We start from the raw sequence: 17594 nt of genomic DNA, 5'->3' as shown, positions 1-17594 counted from the left end.
GTCCAATAGGTTGGATTTAGTTCCTTTAAACACTATATTCAGTTATGATTGATTAGGGAAATACGGATTTTAAATCTATATCATAATAAATTGTTATCTTAAAGGTGGTGCGCGGTCGATCATGCTTGAATCCTTGGTAGTCTATGTAACGGTTGTGGAGCAGCGGAACTTTTCCAGGGCGGCAGAGCTTCTGCATCTGTCACAGCCTGGAGTCAGTCTGCAGATCCGTAATCTGGAGAAGGAACTCGGCGTAAAGCTCATGAACCGTTCGCCCAAATGGGTGAAGTTGACGGAAGCGGGAGAACTCTTCTATAGACGGGCGAAGGAAATGCTGAATCTCTATGAGTCCGTGAAGCTGGATCTGGCCCGGCTGCATGATACCGTCAGCGGAAGCTTACATATCGGGGCAAGCTTTACGATTGGCGAATATGTGTTGCCCCGGCTGTTCTCATCCTTCGCCAAGCAATATCCTGACGTGGACATGGGTATGACGATTGCCAATTCCACGGAGATTGTTGCGGCCTTACGGGAGAATAAGATTGAAGTGGGGCTGATCGAAGGGAGTATTGAGGGGCCGGATCTTCAGGTTGTCCCTTTTATGAGAGATGAGTTAATCATTGTCGCTGCAGAGAGTCACCCGCTCGTGAGATCGGGGGGCACGGAGATTGCCTTACTCCAGGATCAGATATGGGTGCTGCGGGAAGGGGGTTCAGGAACACGTTCGTTCAGCAACCGTTTTTTTGAACAGGCAGATTTAAGGATTAAGCGCTCTTATGAGATCAACAGCAGTCAGGGGGTGAAGGAGGCTGTGGCTGCCGGACTGGGCATTGCAATTCTTTCGAAGTGGGTGGTCCGCAGGGAGATTGAGACCGGTCAGCTCATGGAGATTTCGGTGCCGGGCCTGAGCCTGGAAAGAGACTTCTCGATTGTGCGGCTGACCGGTCATATTCCCAGCAGAGCAAATGAGGTGTTCGTGGAGAGATTGGTTAAGCTGGACAATGCATTTTAGATATGCAGATCTTTCTTGTTGAAACAGTAGATGCCCGAAGCATATAGAATGACAGCAAGCCCAGCAAAAATTCCCATCGCTGCATAGGCAAAGCTGTCACCAGCGAATAACCGTTCCGGGCTAAACAAAGCAAACAAAGACAAGTTTCCAATCCAGTTCAGCTTTTCTCCGGAATCACCGAGCATTTGCAATAATACAAACGTTATAGGGAGGCCGGCTCCAAGCCCAAGACTATATTTGCCTTCATTAGCTATGCAGGAAGCAAAGAAGCAGATTCCATTGATGGTGTAATACATCAAAAGCGCGTAAAGATTCAAAAGGATGAACTGCTTGGTATCCAGAAGTCCGGGGAACATGGCGGACGAGATGACTAGCGTCAAGCCTGTAAGCCACATGAAGACTGCTGTAATCGAAGCCAGGCTATATACAGCCTGAGTTGCAGCGATCCGGGTTCTGGAGTTGGCCGTTGACAACAGGTAGGACATGCTGCCTTTATCCACATGTACAGCTATGAGACGATGGTTAACAATAATGGAGATGATCAACGGGAACAGGTAGAGCAGGATACTGTATAGTGTTCCTGACAAAAAGGTAAGCAGAGTGGTCCCAAAGTTCATTCCCATCGCGTTCATTAACTCAGCAGGAAGCATATCGAGCATTTCCTTTAACTTGTCTACGCTATCAGGATTGAACATGCTTACTAGGACAGCGGAATAGAAGGAATAGACAGCGATAATAAGCAGCCATATGAAACGGTTGACTCTTAGGTTTGCTTTGAATAAGGCCCATGAGATCATAAGGAGTGCTCCTTTCCATAGAAGCCCATGAAAATCTGCTCCAGCGTCTGCGGGGGCGAGACCATATGAATCACCTTGCAATCGGCAAGCGTTCGAAGCATATCATGGTAGTTCTGTTTGACGAAGATTTCAACGATAAGAGGACCCTTTGGAGTATAGTCAAGACCGCTGGATTGGATGATTGCCATGTCTGCTTCACTGGCTAGCGTTACCACAAAGCTTTGCAATAGCCCCTCCTTCAGTATATGGATCTTCTCCACGGCAACGATTTCGCCTTCCCTGATAATGCCGGCACGTTCGCAGGTCTGGTCGATCTCATCCAACATGTGGGAAGACATCAGAATCGTTTTGCCTCTGCTCCGTTCCAGGGTGATTAGCTCGACGAACCGTTTCTGCATGAGCGGATCTAACCCGCTGGTAGGCTCATCCAGAATAATCACAGCAGGATCGTTCATGAACGCTGCAATTAAGCCCACTTTTTGCTTCATTCCCTTGGACATTTTACGGATTTTCCGGTCAGACTCCAGTTCAAATCGGGTCATTAATTGGGCTCGGCGTGTGTGATCCTTGCGGCCTCGCAATTCGTCAATGAATGTCAGAAACTGTGCTCCGGTCATGTTCTCATAAAAGGCAATTTCTCCAGGTACATACCCGAGCTTTTTCTGGATTTGAGCGGCGTCCTTCCGGCAATCCAGGCCGTTAATGCTTGCCTTCCCGCTGGAAGGATTGATGAAGCCCATCAAATGGCGAAGGGTTGTTGTTTTGCCGGCTCCGTTGGGCCCAAGAAAACCAAAGACCTCGCCTTCTTGAACCTCGAAGCTGACATCCCGTATTCCCTTGCCGTTGGAGTAAATCTTGGTTAATGACTCCACCTTAATCAATGAATTCAACCTCCCTGCAAATTCGTAGAACAATAATCATTTCAGTTACATAATATTCGCAGCTTGATCTGAAGTCAATAAAAATATAACATTAGGTTAAACTATTACATAACTTTTAAAGGGGTAGGCAGGGATTGGATATGAACGGTTTTGAGAAACGGAGACAAAAGAAGAAGGAACAAATCCTGCAATCGCTAACCAAGCTGATTATGACACGAAACTTTAAAGAGATCGGTGTGCGGGAGATTGCACAGCAAGCAGGCGTATCACCGGCGTCGATATACAATTTTTTTGGAAGCAAGGAAATGCTGGCTAAGGAAGTATTCTATTATGAGATGGATAGCACTGGGACCGATTTCATCCAAATGATTAATTCTGATCTGCCGTTTAAAGAAAAGATGGAGAGAATGTACGAACTTTCAGTAAATAATCAAGAGTCCTTAAACAGTGAGGGCATGAAGAACTTTATGTTTGAAGATCCCGCGTTTAAAGAGCATGTGGAGCAGTACGCCGGAGAAGTAATCATTCCTGAGATCATGAAGTTAATTGAGCAGGGGCAGGCGGAGAATCAAATAAACGGCGGTGTATCCGCCGAAGCCATAATGATGTATATGCAAGGATTAATAGCGATGATGGGTAACCCGTCTATTGCGGAGAAGCTGACCGTTGATATGCGCAAAGAGCTCGGTAATCTGTTCTTTTACGGGATCTTTGGAAAGAAAGAGTAGATGTTATCGGATGATAAATGTATGTTATCCATTACATTGTGCATAAAAATCTTCTGAGTAATCCAAATTAAGTATAATTAAATTGGAGGTAAGAATCATGGAGATTAATTTTATGCATGTTGCAAGAGATAGCATGGTGGTAATAGGAAGAATCCTAACAATATTTCCTCTTCTGTTATTTACCACACTATTTATGGGGAGGAGAGCTATAGGCGAATTGCCTATATTTGATTTCTTAATTATTCTTGCGCTGGGTGCCGTAGTGGGTGCCGATATTGCGGACCCTAAAATAGAACATATTCATACGGCGATAGCCATTATCGTCATTGCCTTGATGCAAAAAATTTATTCGGTATTACTCGTTAGGAGCAAACGATTCGGGAGGTTAGTATCATTTGAACCTGTAGTCGTAATTAAGGATGGTCTTTTTATAGTGAAAAACATGAAGAAGGAGCGTTATCCGATTGACAATATATTACAAATGCTAAGAGAAGTAGATATATTTGATATTTCAGAGGTCGATACGGCAGTACTTGAAGCAAATGGAAAGCTGACAGCGTTCAAGAAAGCTGAAAAGTGCGCCGTAACGAGAAATGATTTGGGAATCTCTATTCAGGTTCCTGCAATATCTTACCCGGTGATCATTGAAGGAAGAATTGAAAAGGAGACCTTGGAAAAATTAAATTTAACCGAAGCATGGCTTTGCGAACAATTAAACAGTAAAAAGATAAAATTGTCGGATGTCTTTTTGGCCACCGCCAATGATAAGCACGATCTAAATATAACGAATTTGAACGAGCAGCCTTCTGCGCCGCCAATCTTGCATTAGAAAAGACATAACGAACAACGTTTGGAAATCCCTCCTAATATTTATTAGGAATTCATTCCCATATTCAAAGACAAATAAACCGCAAGCCTGGTGTGGAAATACTGATTATGACACTTCTTCACAAAACCCGTATTTTGTACATATGTATGTATGAAGACTAACAGCCTTTTGCATCACTGATTGTTCATTTGTCGGTGGACAAGAACATAGTCCCTTGTTGTTGTACGCTATTCCTGTGTTTAGGCCGCTTTTTTGAGTAACCCCCTTTTTTCTTGCAGTAAATGAAGTTATTGATTTAACACGAGACTAATCCAATAATAAAAGCAGCGGCAGTCTAAGACTTGATTAATAAAGTCTTAGACTGCCGCTGTTGTCGTTGAACTAACGTTTCCCGCGTGCACTAAGACGCTATTCTAACGGTAGTCCAATATAGACCCTTTTATTCCATTAAATTTTACTTAAACATTCGAATTTATTAAGTATCTTGTTTATTGATCTGTACAACTAAACACTCCTTTGAAGCTTGACATTAAAATCTGTCGTTGACGCAGTGACATACTCCATATAGTTCACAGAGCCGTTAAAATTTAAATACGCTTCATAGCGCATGCGGATCCCAGGTAAAGTAATCAAATCCAGAACATGTTCCTTTGGAACCCATCTGCAATTGCTCGTTTCATTAGAAGTAGTTAATTCTCCTCCCACAGCTTTACACACGAAATCGAACATGACCTTCGTTGGGACATCAGACACACCGTCATACCACTTATGGATTGCTGTATTCGAAACTACACTAATTAAATGGCTAACGGTGGCGTCTATTCCACTTTCCTCTTTGATTTCACGAATAACGCCATCAACCAAATTTTCTCCAACTTCGGTTATCCCACCAGGATACACCCAACCATCATCATGGGCTTTTACTAAAAGGATATTTCCATTTCCATCTTCTACAAATCCGCCTGCAGATACAATATGTGTCGGGAACGTCATTTTACAACCTCCAAATATGATAAAGTTGTATATTTATTCCACTTCATTCCTGTACCTTCCTGCTTTTGCGGTGATCTCCCTCTCATACAAGTGCGCGCTTCAGGAGCCCGCGTCAAAGCGACCCTGCAACACGTATCCTAGATTTACGTAGTATGAATTCAGTCTTGGGTTGTCGGCCATACAGTCGAGACGAAGCCGGCTGTTTCCAATGGCCCGAACATAACTCTCCGCGTAGCGAATGAGTTCACGGCCAACTCCTTCTCCCTTCCGTTTGCGTGAGACGCATAACTCCATTGCTCTCTTTTATCCCCACGCCCTTATCCGCATCGGATTTTAGTTTAACAATTGAACATAATAGTTACTCACTTTATATTCATAATAGCTTAAAAAGCTACCGAATTTTAGACAGAATGGTCACTAACCCCTATACCCATAAAAAACGCTGGAGTTCAGATTGAAAACTTTTTGCAGTAAAACTAAGCTCACGATTTTTATGAACAATTAGACCATGCGAAAAACTCATTTTGGAATTAAACGGAAGGATCTTTAGTGTACCCGTCTTTAGTTCGTTGTTGATAGCTATTTCAGGGAGTAAGGCAAAACCATTTCCACAGCTTACATATTGTTTTATCATCTCAAGACTTGGTAGCTCTAACGCATCTTTAACCATAATACCAGCATTTTTTAAAACACCTACAGCAGACGTATGATACAAACAAGATGTGCCGTTACTGATAAAAAGTTGGTCATTTAGAATCTGAAATCCCGCATTTCTCACTTTCCGAGCTATATCCTCAGATGCAGCAAAAACAATCGTCTCCTCCATAATTGGATAAAAAAGAATATCTTGGCGATTCGGATCTTGAGGAACAATCCCAAAATCCAACTCATAATCTAGTACACCATTTAGGATATCTTGATACGATCCTTGTTCAATACGCAAATTTACGTTTGGATAATTTCTTATGTATTCTTGAACAAAGGGAAGCATCCGTGTAAGAAAGAAAGATTCCTGTGTTCTAATACGTATTGTTCCGCATGGCTGATCCAGTTCGTTCATACTTTCTTTAAGGGATTGACTTAAGTGAACATACTGATAAGCATATTTTGAAAATACCTTTCCCGCTTCTGTAAGTTCTATCCCTCGTGGATATCGATGAAACAATTTTTGTCCGCTAATTTTTTCCAACTGTTGAATATGAGTTGTTACTGTGGACTGAACATAACCTAAACGAACCGCAGCTCGACTGAAACTTTTTTCTTCAAGCAAAGCAATAAAGGCCAGAAAAAAACGACCTTCTAATAAATCTATCATATCGATCACCCTTCTATATTCCAAATTGAAATAGTAGACATTCAATTTATTCGTTAGTCAAATACACGGTTTTATTATACGATAACCTTAGTTCAAAGCCAATTACACTAAGGAGATGTAAGAATGAAGATTAGTTACCATCAGCAAAAGGTTGGAGATATTGAAGTTTTTTATCGTGAAGCTGGTCCTAAGGACGGTCAAGTTATTTTATTATTACACGGTTTTCCATCTTCAAGTCATATGTTTCGCGACCTAATTCCCAAACTGGCAGAACAATACCGTGTCATTGCCCCTGATCTCCCTGGATTCGGTCATACTACAACCCCACCGCGCAGTCAATTTAAATTCACATTCGATAGCCTGTTCCAAGTTATTGATGGTTTTACTGAAGCATTAGCTCTCAAACAGTATGTACTTTATGTGTTTGATTACGGTGCACCTGTTGGTTATCGTTTGGCAGTGGCTCACCCGGAAAGAGTTCAAGCAATTATTAGTCAGAATGGCAACGCTTATACTGAGGGATTTAGTGATGCATGGGGATCCTGGGAGACTTATTGGCACTCTCCGACACCTGATAATCGTGAAGCATGTCGCGATTCCTTGACCCCCGAGAGCATTCGCAACTTCCAGTATCTATATGGAGCTGATGCTAGCCTTGTTTCACCAGACGGTTATTCCCTAGATATTTTTTACATGTTGCGCCCCGAGGCTGAGGAAATCCAACTGGACTTGATTCTTGATTATAGAACAAATGTGGATCTTTATCCTGATTTTCAGGCCTATTTCCGTAGGTATCAACCTAAACTTTTAGCCGTATGGGGTAAAAATGATCCTGCCTTCCTCCCTGCAGGAGCTGAAGCTTATAAGCGTGATATTGCATCTGCGGAAGTCCATTTACTTGATACAGGGCATTTTGCTCTCGAAACACATGCTAAAGAGATCAGTGAGCTTATTAAACAATTCTTAAAAAATGATTAATACAATCTCCCAATGAACTGTGAAAGTGATTTCATGGTGCTGCGGAGCAGATTCCAGAAATCAGGATTGCTGAAAAGAGACCCTTCCGGCTGGATCTTGCCCAGCCGAAAGGGTCCGCATGTTTCTGTTTACGCTTTTACTTAGCGAGATATTCGATGAACTTTATAAAGATAGCAGCTACTTCAGCGCGGGTGGCGGTGGCTTGAGGGGCAAAGAAGTTGCCCGGCTTACCTGATACAATTCCGATGCCCTGCTGTGCCTGAACGGCCTTCAACGCCCATGAGCTGATCTGACTCTCGTCCGCGAAGGACTTAGATTGGCTTTCAGGTATCTCATAGCCCTTGTACTTCATGTAATTGTACAGCATCACCAGCATCTGCTCGCGTGTCATCGGTGAATTGGGTTCAAACAGGTCTGCGTTTATACCGTTGACGATGCCGCTTTCGGCCGCCCACTCGACTGCCGCCGTGTACCACTGCCCATCCGTCACGTCGCTAAAACGGGAATTCGTGTAGCCGGAGCGGTTGACGTTCTCAAGATTGGCCAGTACCTGCACGTACATCGCACGCGTCATTGAGGTGCCCGGTGAGAACGTCGTGGACGTCGTGCCGTTGAAAAGACCGTATGTGTAGGCGGAGTTTACGTAGCTGTAGAACCAGTCGTCCATGTTGACATCCCTGAAAGGATTGCCAGACACCACGAGGAAGCCCAGCGGGGTGTCGTCATCGAATACAAATTCCGTACCCTCATGGATGTTCAGCGACATGCCTTTGTCTAAGCCGGCACTCGCGCCGCCGTGTAGTGTCACTTCGGCGCTCTTGCCCGCCGGAAGGGTCACCTTACCTTTTGAGTCTATAGTCGTGCCTTCGGGTACCTTAATCTTCGTCCCGCCCTTGGTCGCAATCTCGCCGCCGCCGGGCAGGGTGGTATTGCCGTTCTTGTCCGTGACCGCGGGCTTATCCTTCGGTGTGATCACTGTGTAGGTCGGCTTCAACGATCCAGTGACTGTCCCGGTGCTGGTATTGCCCGTATTGCTGGTGCTGGTATTGCCGGTATTGCCCGTACTGCCACCAGAAGCACCGGGTACGCTCGTTTTTCTCTGCGCGAACATCCAATCAAAGACGTCAGTGTAGTCATTGTTCCAAGTCGGCAACTTAGAGGACTGCGCCGTAGGTTTAAGGCTCCACTCCTTTTTGGAACCTACATTGGACACAGTATCTGTGTACCCTGAAATATTGTTCCACAGAACTGAAGCTTCCATCTCATGGCCGGAAGGAATCCAATTGGTTCCATTAACAGGTGCTTCCGCCTTTGTCCATTGGTCATAAGGCCAAACGAATATTTCATTTCTGTCGATGAACGTGTGCCTAGCGTTTTCCAATAGGGGCATTATATTCGCTATATAAGTTTCCGCCCCTGTTTTTATTGTTGAAGAATCAGTTGTGTTAACGAATGACCAGTATGCAAAGTTTTTAAGAGTTTCGGCTTGTTTCGCGTTGATTGATGGTGGAAAAGACATAGGCGCCGCGGCTGCGAGCAAATCGGGATATGTCGTCAAGAAAGTATTCGTATAAGCGGATCCCATAGAGAAGCCTGCCATGTAGATACGGTTGGGGTCAACAAGTCCCTTACTTACCAGATCATCGATATAAGCCTTTAAGGTAGCGGGTGTTGCCTGAACGTTGTTTTGAGCCCGCAAAGCGATGATATGACTAGCGTATTTAGCGTTCTTCTCCATTTTTTTCATAAGCGCGGTGGCTCCGTTGGCGGACCTGATGGGCGCAAAGGTATCCCCGTCCTGTGTACCGCCGCGGGTAGAACCGTGAGCGTAGATGTAAAGGGGAAGCCCTTCTACCGGAACGCCGTTGTCGTCCTTATGAATATAGAGTCCATACTGCATCGCTTCCGCTTTGTCAATTTTGGGACCAACTTCAAATTTGTCGATGATTTCATTGACGGTACCTGACTGTGCGAAAGACGACTTAACAATGGCAGCCTTGCCATCAAGCTTGATATCGCCACTAGATACAATGTTGTAATTCTGGACGGTGGATTTGGATGCTTCCAAAGTGGACTGTCCGCCGGTTAATGTCCAAAATTCCAATTCTACAACAATGTAGCGGCCTTTAGTAAGTTCAGCTTGATAATCAGGTGAGTTCTGGTTCACACCCTTATACCCTCTGGGTCTAGGTTCGTCATTGACGTATACTCTATTGACGGTGCGTGTGCCTTGATATGCCAGGTTACCATTCAGCAGAGTATTCCTCGCCGATACTGTAAACAGATTTGAACTAAGGTCGGCACCCACAGCTTCATTTCCCGCACCCAGATCAATGATAACAGCTGTGGTAAATTCTCCGGTGGCAAAGTTATCATTGTATACGATAAAGTTAAGTAACGTTGCGGCCGGATCGGGTTTGAATGTAACATGGATTACCTTGTCATCGGTGTTCACGTTTTTCAAGGTATAGGTATTGTTTGCAATCTCTACAGACGCACCATTTACAGTTACGGTATCCACGACATAACCGCTGATAGGAGTGAATGTAAAGGATTGGCTTCCGCCGTCAGCTACCCGAATCAAGCCGGATGGCGAGATGGTGCCGTTTAATCCTGCCGTGGCGTTAACAGGGTGCCTGGTTACCGTGGAGCTCCCAGCAGCAGCAAGCTATTCTTGAAACTGTCAGAACTGCCATAACCCGCGTCGGGTTGGCCTAAACCGGATACAACCTCATAACGGTCATTCCCTGCACCAGTTGAGTTATTGATGTACACATCAAACGTAATCGGGGAATTGCTCGTGAATTCAATGGTTCTTCTAGGTATCTTCACTTCCGCGATATACCCGGTGTCAGTTCGTTTAACCGAACCGTCGCGGCCCGCAGCGGCTTGACCTGAGAAAATACCGCTTGCGCCAATACGCCACTGGTTTGAGCCACTTCTTCCGTCACCGACATAAAATTCCACGCTGTCGGTCATGTACTCAGTGCCAGGCGTGTGACCGACGCAGACATTCGGGTCTGTAACCACAACGCGTGCATACAGAAAGTCTTCGTCCCAAAATACTTTGGCTTTGCCGGTGGCCTTGGGGCCTATCTTCTGGTCGGGTGCGCTACTGTTGTTGATGTCAAACTCCACAGCTTGTTCCCACAGTTTGTCGTTTGTGCCCAATACTGGTGAACCGTATCCGGCAACAGGCCGATTGTTTGCTGAGGTCTGCGCGAACATCCAATCAAAGACGTCAGTGTAGTCATTGTTCCAAGCCGGCAAGTTAGAGGACTGCGCTGTTGGCGCTATGCTCCACGTCCCCATCGTTATGTCGTTGTAAAGAACAGCCGCTTCAACTTCGTGCGCCACCGAATCACTCAGGGCAGGTGAATGGTTCGGATTCGGCTTCTGATTCGGCTGATCAAATTGATTGTAAGGCCATATAAGAGCCTCATTGCTCTCAAAGCGCGAAGCTCTCGCGTTGATCATTTTCGGCATATTGGCGTTTATGAAGTTAGCGAGGTTAGTCTGGTATACTCCAACGTTATACTCATTGATAAACATCCAATAGGCCAGGTTGGTGTGAACGTAGTTGGCGTTCGCGTTCGGTGAGCCGCTTACCGGAGACATAGGTGCGGCGGACGCGAAGAAGCCGGGATATGCGTTAACTAAGCTGTTCGTATACTGACCGCCCCATGAGAAGCCCGCCGCGTAAATACGGTTAGGGTCCACTGCACCGCTGGCAACCAGGTCGTCTATAACCTTCTTAACATTGGCTGTGGAGGGAGTACTCGTGCCATTATAGGAAATATTCAGTATATGGCTGGCGTATTTATCGGGATCTTTTTCTATTTTTTTCATCAGAGCGACCGAGCCGTTCGCGGATTTCATCGCCGCTTTTGGGTCAGTCGCAGCGCTTGTGCCGCCGCGTCCCATGCCGTGGGTATAGACATACAGCGGCAAGCCCCGCGACACCTCACCGTTTCCATCCTTGTGAAGGTAGAGCGCGCGATTGACCGAATTGCCCGTAGGTGCTGTAAATTGGTCTAGGATCGGATTCACAACTTTTTCCTGTTCAAAAACCACGTAGTTAAGCGGGTCCCCTTCTGTCAGTAAGATCCCGCCGTTTTGGACGATGCTGTAAACCTGTTTTGTTGAGTTCATGTTGCCATCCAGCGTTATATTGCCGCCACTCTCTGAATAGAACTCGAACTCAACTACGATGTAACGGCCGCGTTCCAGTCCGTCCTGATAATCTGGTGAACGGCTTACCGTCCCCAGATAGCCGCGTACCTTCGGTTCGTCATTGGCGTATACCCTAGTGATCTTGCGCGTCCCTTCAAAGGTTACCGAGTCGCCGTTCAGGGTCGTGTTCCTGGCCGAGACGGTAAACAAGTCCGGATTAAGCTTGGAGCCTTCCGCCGCCTTCCCTTCGCCTAAATCAATGATGACAGCCGTCGTGTACTCGCCACGGGCGAAGTTGTCATTCCATACAATAAAGGGGAGCAACTCCGCGGTCGAATCATTTTTGAATGTCACTTGAAGGGTATGGTTAGCGGCAACATTTGAAAAGGTATAAGTGCCATCATCGGATAGAACTGCGTCCTCTCCGTCTACCTTTACGGTATTTACAATTTTGCCGTAATCGGAGGTAACCGTAAACGTTTTGTCTGAGCCGCTGGCTATTCTCAGAACATTGCCGGCTGCGTTCGGCGTTATTCGGCCGCCCGATTCCGCCGTGGCGGTGATTGAGAATCTGTCGTCCGCTCCACTAGCGGCAATGAGATTCAGGCTGTTTGTATAAGAAGCAGCATTGTTGTAAGCCGCGTCCGGAATTCCGAAACAGGAAACGACTTCATAGCGGTCACCGCCCTTTTCCGACGAGTTATTGATATAAACTTCAAAGGTAAACGAGCCTGCCTGCAAGTTCAAGGTTCTTTTAGGTATTCTCATCTCCACGATATATCCTGTGTCCGTGATCTCAGTCCACGCAGCTCTGCCCGGAGCGTTTTGCCCTGAAAACACGCCCGTCGCGCTGATGCGCCATTGATTCGCGCCTTGGGTTCCAGCGCCGGCATAAAACTCCAGGCCGTCGTACTGATAATCATTGCCGGGTCCCTGATATAGATTGCTATCCTCCACGACTACGCGAGCATATAGGTAATCTTGGTCCCAAAGGATCCTGGCTGTGCCTGTGGAATGGGGCCTGGGGTCGCCGGGCACAGTGCTTTTGTTGATGAGATGCTCCATTGTCAGGGCCCACAGCGGGTCGTCTGACCCGAGTTCGGGAGTTCCAAAAATGGCGGTCGGCGTTTCATTTGTCTGCAAGCTTGTAAGAGCTGTAGAACTGCTGTCGCCATTAAGTGCTTCTGTATACTCATTGTTGTCAGTGGCGGCGGCAAAGCTGGTAGGCATTAGTGACGCCACCATTAGCAAGCAACAGAGGAACGCGAGCACTCTGCCAAATCGTTTTGACATCATTGAAAATCCTCCTTTTTTCGATCCGTGCGCCCACGGCTTACCCATATCGTATACACAAAGCTTCAACAGCTTACTTCATCGTAGCGAATATAATAGCGCTTTCATAATTTCCTCCTCCGTAAATTTGTTGTTATTTCACCCTATGCAGAATTTCACTATTTATTCAAATATCAATCTACAGTGTTGTTATCAAATGTTTATAGTTTGAGTACCTTCAAGTGGCAGTTTAAGCATAGTCAAAGCTCTCTCCATGCCTAATGTCACCTGCCTTCAAGTGTCTATATTGTATAAGCCTTTGTTAAATATACAATGCTATTCAATCCACCAAAAAAGCCGCTAACAGATTAATATTCTGAAAGCGGCTTTAAAATCATATCCAATTTATTAAAACCTTATTTCAATATATGCTTTGAGATCCTATCCTCATTCCAGTCGTATACTAAGACACTATTCTCACGATAGTCCAATATAGACCCTTGTATTCCATTAAATTCGTGAATAGATGCCAACGTTTTTGCATCTAAAATATACTGGGAGGTAAGCAAATCGACATTAAGGAGGAGTTGTATACTTCAACTTTTTGAGCATTACCCTGCTTTGTTAACAGCTCTATGGCGATTTGGTTCTTCGACACAGTAGTTAACTTGCCGGATACCACCTTACTTGCTTTCTGATTGCCATTTTTATCGAAAGATAGTAGTTGTACCGTTTCTGCACCGATTGTATCCGATTTCTGACCTGCAATAATTAAGCTTCCGTCACTCATGCGGTATAACTTGCCGTCAAATGCTCCTAGATCTTGTCCTACGCGCTTACTCCAATTTTCCTTCCCTGCAGGACTCACAGAATAAAGAACTCCTGGAAATGAGAAATAGGCGTATACCGTACCGTCTGGTGCATAAGCAAAAGGATTTTCTGTACTTGGCCATCCGTATCCTGCCTTTGCAAACGAGAATACCCACTTCACCTTTCCAGTTTTGGGATCTACAGCTCGAAGTGTATCGGGTGACCAAGCTTTTGTCTCAGAGAATCTTTCTTCTCCAACATGTAAGTACAGCGTTTCTTGTCCTGGCACATAATAACTCTCTGGTTGATACACGACCATTGTGCATGCATATCCTATGTAATTCGAATCGATAGACCCATCGCTCCGGGGCTATGTCTTTTGTTATACTTCCAAGTGAGGTTTCAAACCATCCACACAGAGGAGTGCAAAGACATGAACTTTTTCAAAAAGCTGTTTGGCGGCAATACATTGGCCAAATCGGAAGACGGTACCACCATTTATGGCTATGATGCTCAGGATGAGCGGCAGATTACACCTCCCTCCAATATTTTGTATATGGAAGATTTAAACGAACATTTTAATCGAGTCTTTCCAAACCGGGAAACTGGCGTGTTCCACGAACTGATTTCAGACATCGTACATATTGATGTGAATATTATGGATGCTACACCTGATGAGCCATACCGGGTGCTGTACACCAATGGGATGAGCGATCTGCCGATGACACTCCCACAGGAGATCCGTAAAGAGTACAAGCATCTTGAACGCGCGGAGCTGATGATGTTTTTGCCGGCGGACTGGCCGCTTACGCAGGAGGATTTTGAAGCGGAGGAGAACTACTGGCCCATCCGGCTGATGAAGATGCTTGCCCGATTCCCGCATATGTATCAGACGTGGCTTGGATACGGCCATACTATCCCCAACACTGAGGATTACGAGCCATATGCGGCTAACACTGAGCTGTCCGGTGTGATCCTGTTTGCTCTGCCGGAAGAGGTTAGCACAGTCCATACGAAAGATGGCAATCAGGTTCAGGTTTATTTCCTGGTTCCGCTTTACCGGGAGGAAATGGAATTCAAACTGGAGTCCGGTATGGACGAACTGGTTGCCAAGCTGTCTGAGCTTTCAGATGATTTCCTCGTCCTGAATCCGAATAGACACAATGTTTGTAAATAACTGCCCGGATTAACGGGCTTGAAACAGCTTTAAAAGGCTAAGCCTAAATCAAGGATATGACTTTGGGCTCAGCCTTTTTAAATGGAACATCCTTCATTCATATGCCTCCACAGGATCAACGCGCTGCGAATCGGCCATATTCGCAACTGCCCGGTACAGATTCGGTGGATATTCGGCGATCCGGTGGCATAAGTACAAGTACCACTCATGGCCATAGGTCAAATAGATCTGAACCGGATAACCGGCTGATTTCAGCTTGCTGCCAAGCTCCGGCCGGATGCCGTACAGCATTTCCAGCTTCGCACCATGCACCGTCAATAGACCTCGCTGTATCGCTTCCCTTATGATGCGCTCATCATGCGTAGCAACTGAAACCCGGTGTCCGTCTCCGAGCGCTTGTCCCACTAGCTGCAAATATCCCTCATTCAGCGATTCGGATCGGGGTATCGCGACCTCATCCGACTCCTGATAGGCGCCTTTCACGATTCGTATCCGGCCTGGCGAAGCGGATAGCGCGGCCAAATCATCCGGCGTCCGATGTAAATGTGCCTGCAGCGTAATGCCGATATTCGGATATCTGGACGCGGCCCGCTTGTATACCTCGAGGATCTGCTCTGTCTTAGCGGACTCTTCCATGCTGATGAACAGCTCCAATTCTGTTTCCAGTGCTCGTGCCGCTAATTTGATTAGGTTCGTATAAGCAAGCCCGGTATCCAGCATCAGTCCGATATGTGACAAATCGAAGGATACGCGGGCGGATTCCCCCTGTTTACCGAGATCATCGATTAGCGCTGTTATTTCCAGAACGGCCGCCTCGCATTCCTCGGCATTTACCGTATTCTCGCCAATGTACTCTAGCGAAATGGCATAGCCTTTGGCAGTAAGCCTCTGCCCCGCTTCGAGCCCGTCTATACGGGATTCGCCTGTTACATACTGTAAAGCGGCTTTTTTCAGTAGCCCGTATAGCAATGGTGATTGCTCCACATAAGCCTTGATTTCCATTCGTCTGGCGACTGACTTTAATGCGTCTGCAGCTTGCTGTTCCCACTCTTTGTTATCATGCATTTACGTTCCCCCCTTCTACAAGTATTTCAAGTGTACTTGCGCAGAAGGGCATAATCTTGTAAAAAATTGCTCTTCTATATCGACATCGCATATTGCCTGGGCGTTGCCCCTACAATTTTCGAGAAAGCCTTGGTAAAATGGCTTTGGTCATAATAACCTGCCTCCGCCGCGATATCAACGATCGGACGCTGCTTCGCCAGCTGGATTTTGGCATGATTGATGCGAAGCAGGTTTTGATAGGCATGAGGGGGCAGATGGCTCCCTTTTTTGAAGAGCCGGATCAGATGAAAGCGGCTGATTCCGGCTTCCTGTTCCAATTGCTCAAGTGTGACCTGCCCGGTAAAATTCGCCTGTAAGTAGTCTTTGATCAGCTTCACGTATTTTTGCTCCTGAACACCTGGTGAGCTTGCATGCCCCAGGTCATTCTCGTTAGGGTCAACCAAAGCTTGCACGAGTTCAATGAGAGCCGTCTCGGTTTCAAGCGGAGAACCGCCGCCTGCGAGCGCACCCATCGTGTGATTTAATCGTTCGCGGCACGTTTCATTCTTACCTCCGCCCAACAAGAACGGGATGTGCAGCCGGTTAAGCTCCCCCGGTCCAAGCTTTTGCAGCCAGTCGGGGCGGATAAACAACATCTTATACCGCCATTCCACGTCCGGTTTCGGATGGCAGGCATGCAGCATCATCGGCGGAAAACTGATCATCTTCCCCGCTTCCACCTGAAGCTGTTCGCCGTCGCACCAGGCGTTCGTGTGGCCTGCATCTATGAGCCCGACCGAATATTCTTCGTGAAAATGCCTGTGGTAGGCTAGATCGTCCGCCGTACAGTACTTCCCCTCCAGAAATGGTAGCGCTTCATCCCGGTAAAACGTAACTTCAGGCATGCTTTCCCTCCTTCCTGATCGCTCTGACCGATTTCTAATCTATATCATAGCTGAACTGGTCATCGAATTGACTCCAAACGGTCTCCTTCGCGACTGATATCATCTTCCCAAAAACGGTAGTAATCAATTTTATTCCGCAGAATATCCAAAGTTTGATGAATCGTTTGAACCTGCTCAATTAATTTCCGCTCATGCTCTTCTAAACTTACGCTTACTTGCATCGTACGTAACCAGTATACGAGTTTAAGCACACTCTAAGTCAATACTACTAATCTATATAAACCGCAATTAAGTTTATAACCTCACGAGGAGACGATCTATCGTCTCCATCGGTTGCTTGTTAATCCGATTCATGAATTGACTCACATGAAGCCTAATCTTATAGAATTTTTCAAAAAAGATGTTGTTCACCACATCCGCTTTGAGCCACAGCCATAGCCCTTCTACCGGATTCAAGTTTGGGCTGTAAGGCGGTAGAAAGACCAGTTGCAAACGCGGGTGTTCCTTTAAAAACGGTTGTAACCCTGTAGCGTGATGAATCCGGCTGTTAAACAAAACCAATGCAATTTTTCCACTTGGATAGGCTGAGAGAAGATCTTCAAGAAATCGAATAAAGGCTGCCGTATCCGCTTTTTCTTCTTCCCGGTGATGAACCTGGCCGATTTCATAGTTAATGGCACCAA

At 46.1% G+C, this 17594-nt stretch carries 16 protein-coding genes; 5 read left to right on the top strand and 11 right to left on the bottom strand.

Annotated elements, in window-relative coordinates; all coding sequences use genetic code 11:
- Positions 1-118 precede the first annotated feature (118 nt).
- On the top strand, positions 119-1009 hold the full coding sequence (locus ACFSX3_RS23635) for a LysR substrate-binding domain-containing protein (protein ID WP_209990261.1): 891 nt from the start codon (positions 119-121) through the stop codon (positions 1007-1009).
- Here the strand turns inward: ACFSX3_RS23635 and ACFSX3_RS23630 are convergent.
- Both ACFSX3_RS23630 and ACFSX3_RS23625 read right to left on the bottom strand, forming a co-directional pair.
- Positions 1006-1806 (bottom strand): hypothetical protein, encoded by an 801-nt coding sequence (locus tag ACFSX3_RS23630; protein ID WP_209990143.1) that lies wholly within the window; start codon positions 1804-1806, stop codon positions 1006-1008. The two genes, ACFSX3_RS23635 and ACFSX3_RS23630, sit on opposite strands and share 4 nt — an antisense overlap.
- Positions 1803-2687: an ABC transporter ATP-binding protein gene (locus ACFSX3_RS23625; RefSeq protein ID WP_209990146.1), complete on the bottom strand. Its 885-nt coding sequence runs from the start codon at positions 2685-2687 to the stop codon at positions 1803-1805. The genes ACFSX3_RS23630 and ACFSX3_RS23625 overlap by 4 nt, the downstream gene beginning before the upstream one ends.
- A 140-nt stretch (positions 2688-2827) precedes the next feature.
- Here ACFSX3_RS23625 and ACFSX3_RS23620 point away from each other — a divergent pair, with 140 nt between their 5' ends.
- On the top strand, positions 2828-3415 hold the full coding sequence (locus ACFSX3_RS23620) for a TetR/AcrR family transcriptional regulator (protein WP_379256479.1): 588 nt from the start codon (positions 2828-2830) through the stop codon (positions 3413-3415).
- 97 nt (positions 3416-3512) lie between these two features.
- Entirely contained in the window at positions 3513-4244 is a 732-nt protein-coding gene (locus tag ACFSX3_RS23615; RefSeq protein ID WP_379313339.1) for a DUF421 domain-containing protein, read from the top strand.
- A 504-nt stretch (positions 4245-4748) separates the two neighbouring features.
- Here ACFSX3_RS23615 and ACFSX3_RS23610 read toward each other — a convergent pair.
- The 3 genes from ACFSX3_RS23610 to ACFSX3_RS23600 all read right to left on the bottom strand — a co-directional run bounded on the left by ACFSX3_RS23610 (position 4749) and on the right by ACFSX3_RS23600 (position 6552).
- Positions 4749-5237, bottom strand: a complete 489-nt coding sequence (locus ACFSX3_RS23610; RefSeq protein WP_209990151.1) for an NUDIX hydrolase — start codon at positions 5235-5237, stop codon at positions 4749-4751.
- A 99-nt stretch (positions 5238-5336) separates the two neighbouring features.
- Positions 5337-5531 carry a GNAT family N-acetyltransferase gene (locus tag ACFSX3_RS23605; RefSeq protein WP_209990153.1) on the bottom strand — a complete coding sequence of 65 codons (195 nt, stop codon included), beginning with the start codon at positions 5529-5531 and terminating at the stop codon, positions 5337-5339.
- A gap of 130 nt (positions 5532-5661) precedes the next feature.
- Positions 5662-6552 (bottom strand): LysR family transcriptional regulator, encoded by an 891-nt coding sequence (locus ACFSX3_RS23600; protein ID WP_209990157.1) that lies wholly within the window; start codon positions 6550-6552, stop codon positions 5662-5664.
- Between the two features lie 123 nt (positions 6553-6675).
- Between ACFSX3_RS23600 and ACFSX3_RS23595 the strand changes: the two genes are divergently transcribed.
- Positions 6676-7530 carry an alpha/beta fold hydrolase gene (locus tag ACFSX3_RS23595; protein ID WP_209990159.1) on the top strand — a complete coding sequence of 285 codons (855 nt, stop codon included), beginning with the start codon at positions 6676-6678 and terminating at the stop codon, positions 7528-7530.
- A gap of 136 nt (positions 7531-7666) precedes the next feature.
- On the opposite strand, the gene ACFSX3_RS23590 is transcribed toward ACFSX3_RS23595, so the two are convergent.
- The 3 genes from ACFSX3_RS23590 to ACFSX3_RS23580 all read right to left on the bottom strand — a co-directional run bounded on the left by ACFSX3_RS23590 (position 7667) and on the right by ACFSX3_RS23580 (position 14104).
- Positions 7667-10051: an S-layer homology domain-containing protein gene (locus ACFSX3_RS23590; RefSeq protein WP_379313336.1), complete on the bottom strand. Its 2385-nt coding sequence runs from the start codon at positions 10049-10051 to the stop codon at positions 7667-7669.
- A 119-nt stretch (positions 10052-10170) separates the two neighbouring features.
- Positions 10171-12999: a sugar-binding protein gene (locus ACFSX3_RS23585; RefSeq protein WP_209990165.1), complete on the bottom strand. Its 2829-nt coding sequence runs from the start codon at positions 12997-12999 to the stop codon at positions 10171-10173.
- A gap of 520 nt (positions 13000-13519) precedes the next feature.
- Entirely contained in the window at positions 13520-14104 is a 585-nt protein-coding gene (locus tag ACFSX3_RS23580) for a hypothetical protein (RefSeq protein WP_379313334.1), read from the bottom strand.
- A gap of 114 nt (positions 14105-14218) precedes the next feature.
- On the opposite strand from ACFSX3_RS23580, the gene ACFSX3_RS23575 reads away from it, so the two are divergent.
- A complete protein-coding gene (locus ACFSX3_RS23575; RefSeq protein ID WP_209990171.1) occupies positions 14219-14962 on the top strand; it encodes a suppressor of fused domain protein in 744 nt (247 codons plus the stop codon).
- Between the two features lie 93 nt (positions 14963-15055).
- On the opposite strand, the gene ACFSX3_RS23570 is transcribed toward ACFSX3_RS23575, so the two are convergent.
- The 3 genes from ACFSX3_RS23570 to ACFSX3_RS23560 all read right to left on the bottom strand — a co-directional run.
- Positions 15056-16027, bottom strand: a complete 972-nt coding sequence (locus ACFSX3_RS23570; RefSeq protein WP_209990174.1) for a proline dehydrogenase family protein — start codon at positions 16025-16027, stop codon at positions 15056-15058.
- A 74-nt stretch (positions 16028-16101) separates the two neighbouring features.
- Positions 16102-16911: an AraC family transcriptional regulator gene (locus ACFSX3_RS23565; RefSeq protein WP_209990177.1), complete on the bottom strand. Its 810-nt coding sequence runs from the start codon at positions 16909-16911 to the stop codon at positions 16102-16104.
- A gap of 294 nt (positions 16912-17205) precedes the next feature.
- Positions 17206-17594 (bottom strand): transposase (locus ACFSX3_RS23560; protein WP_379313333.1); only part of this gene is annotated, 389 nt, incomplete at its 5' end.

This window comes from Paenibacillus rhizoplanae (genome assembly GCF_042684125.1).
Taxonomy (GTDB): Bacteria; Bacillota; Bacilli; order Paenibacillales; family Paenibacillaceae; genus Paenibacillus_AQ; species Paenibacillus_AQ rhizoplanae.
This window is presented reverse-complemented; position numbering and strand designations above follow the sequence as displayed.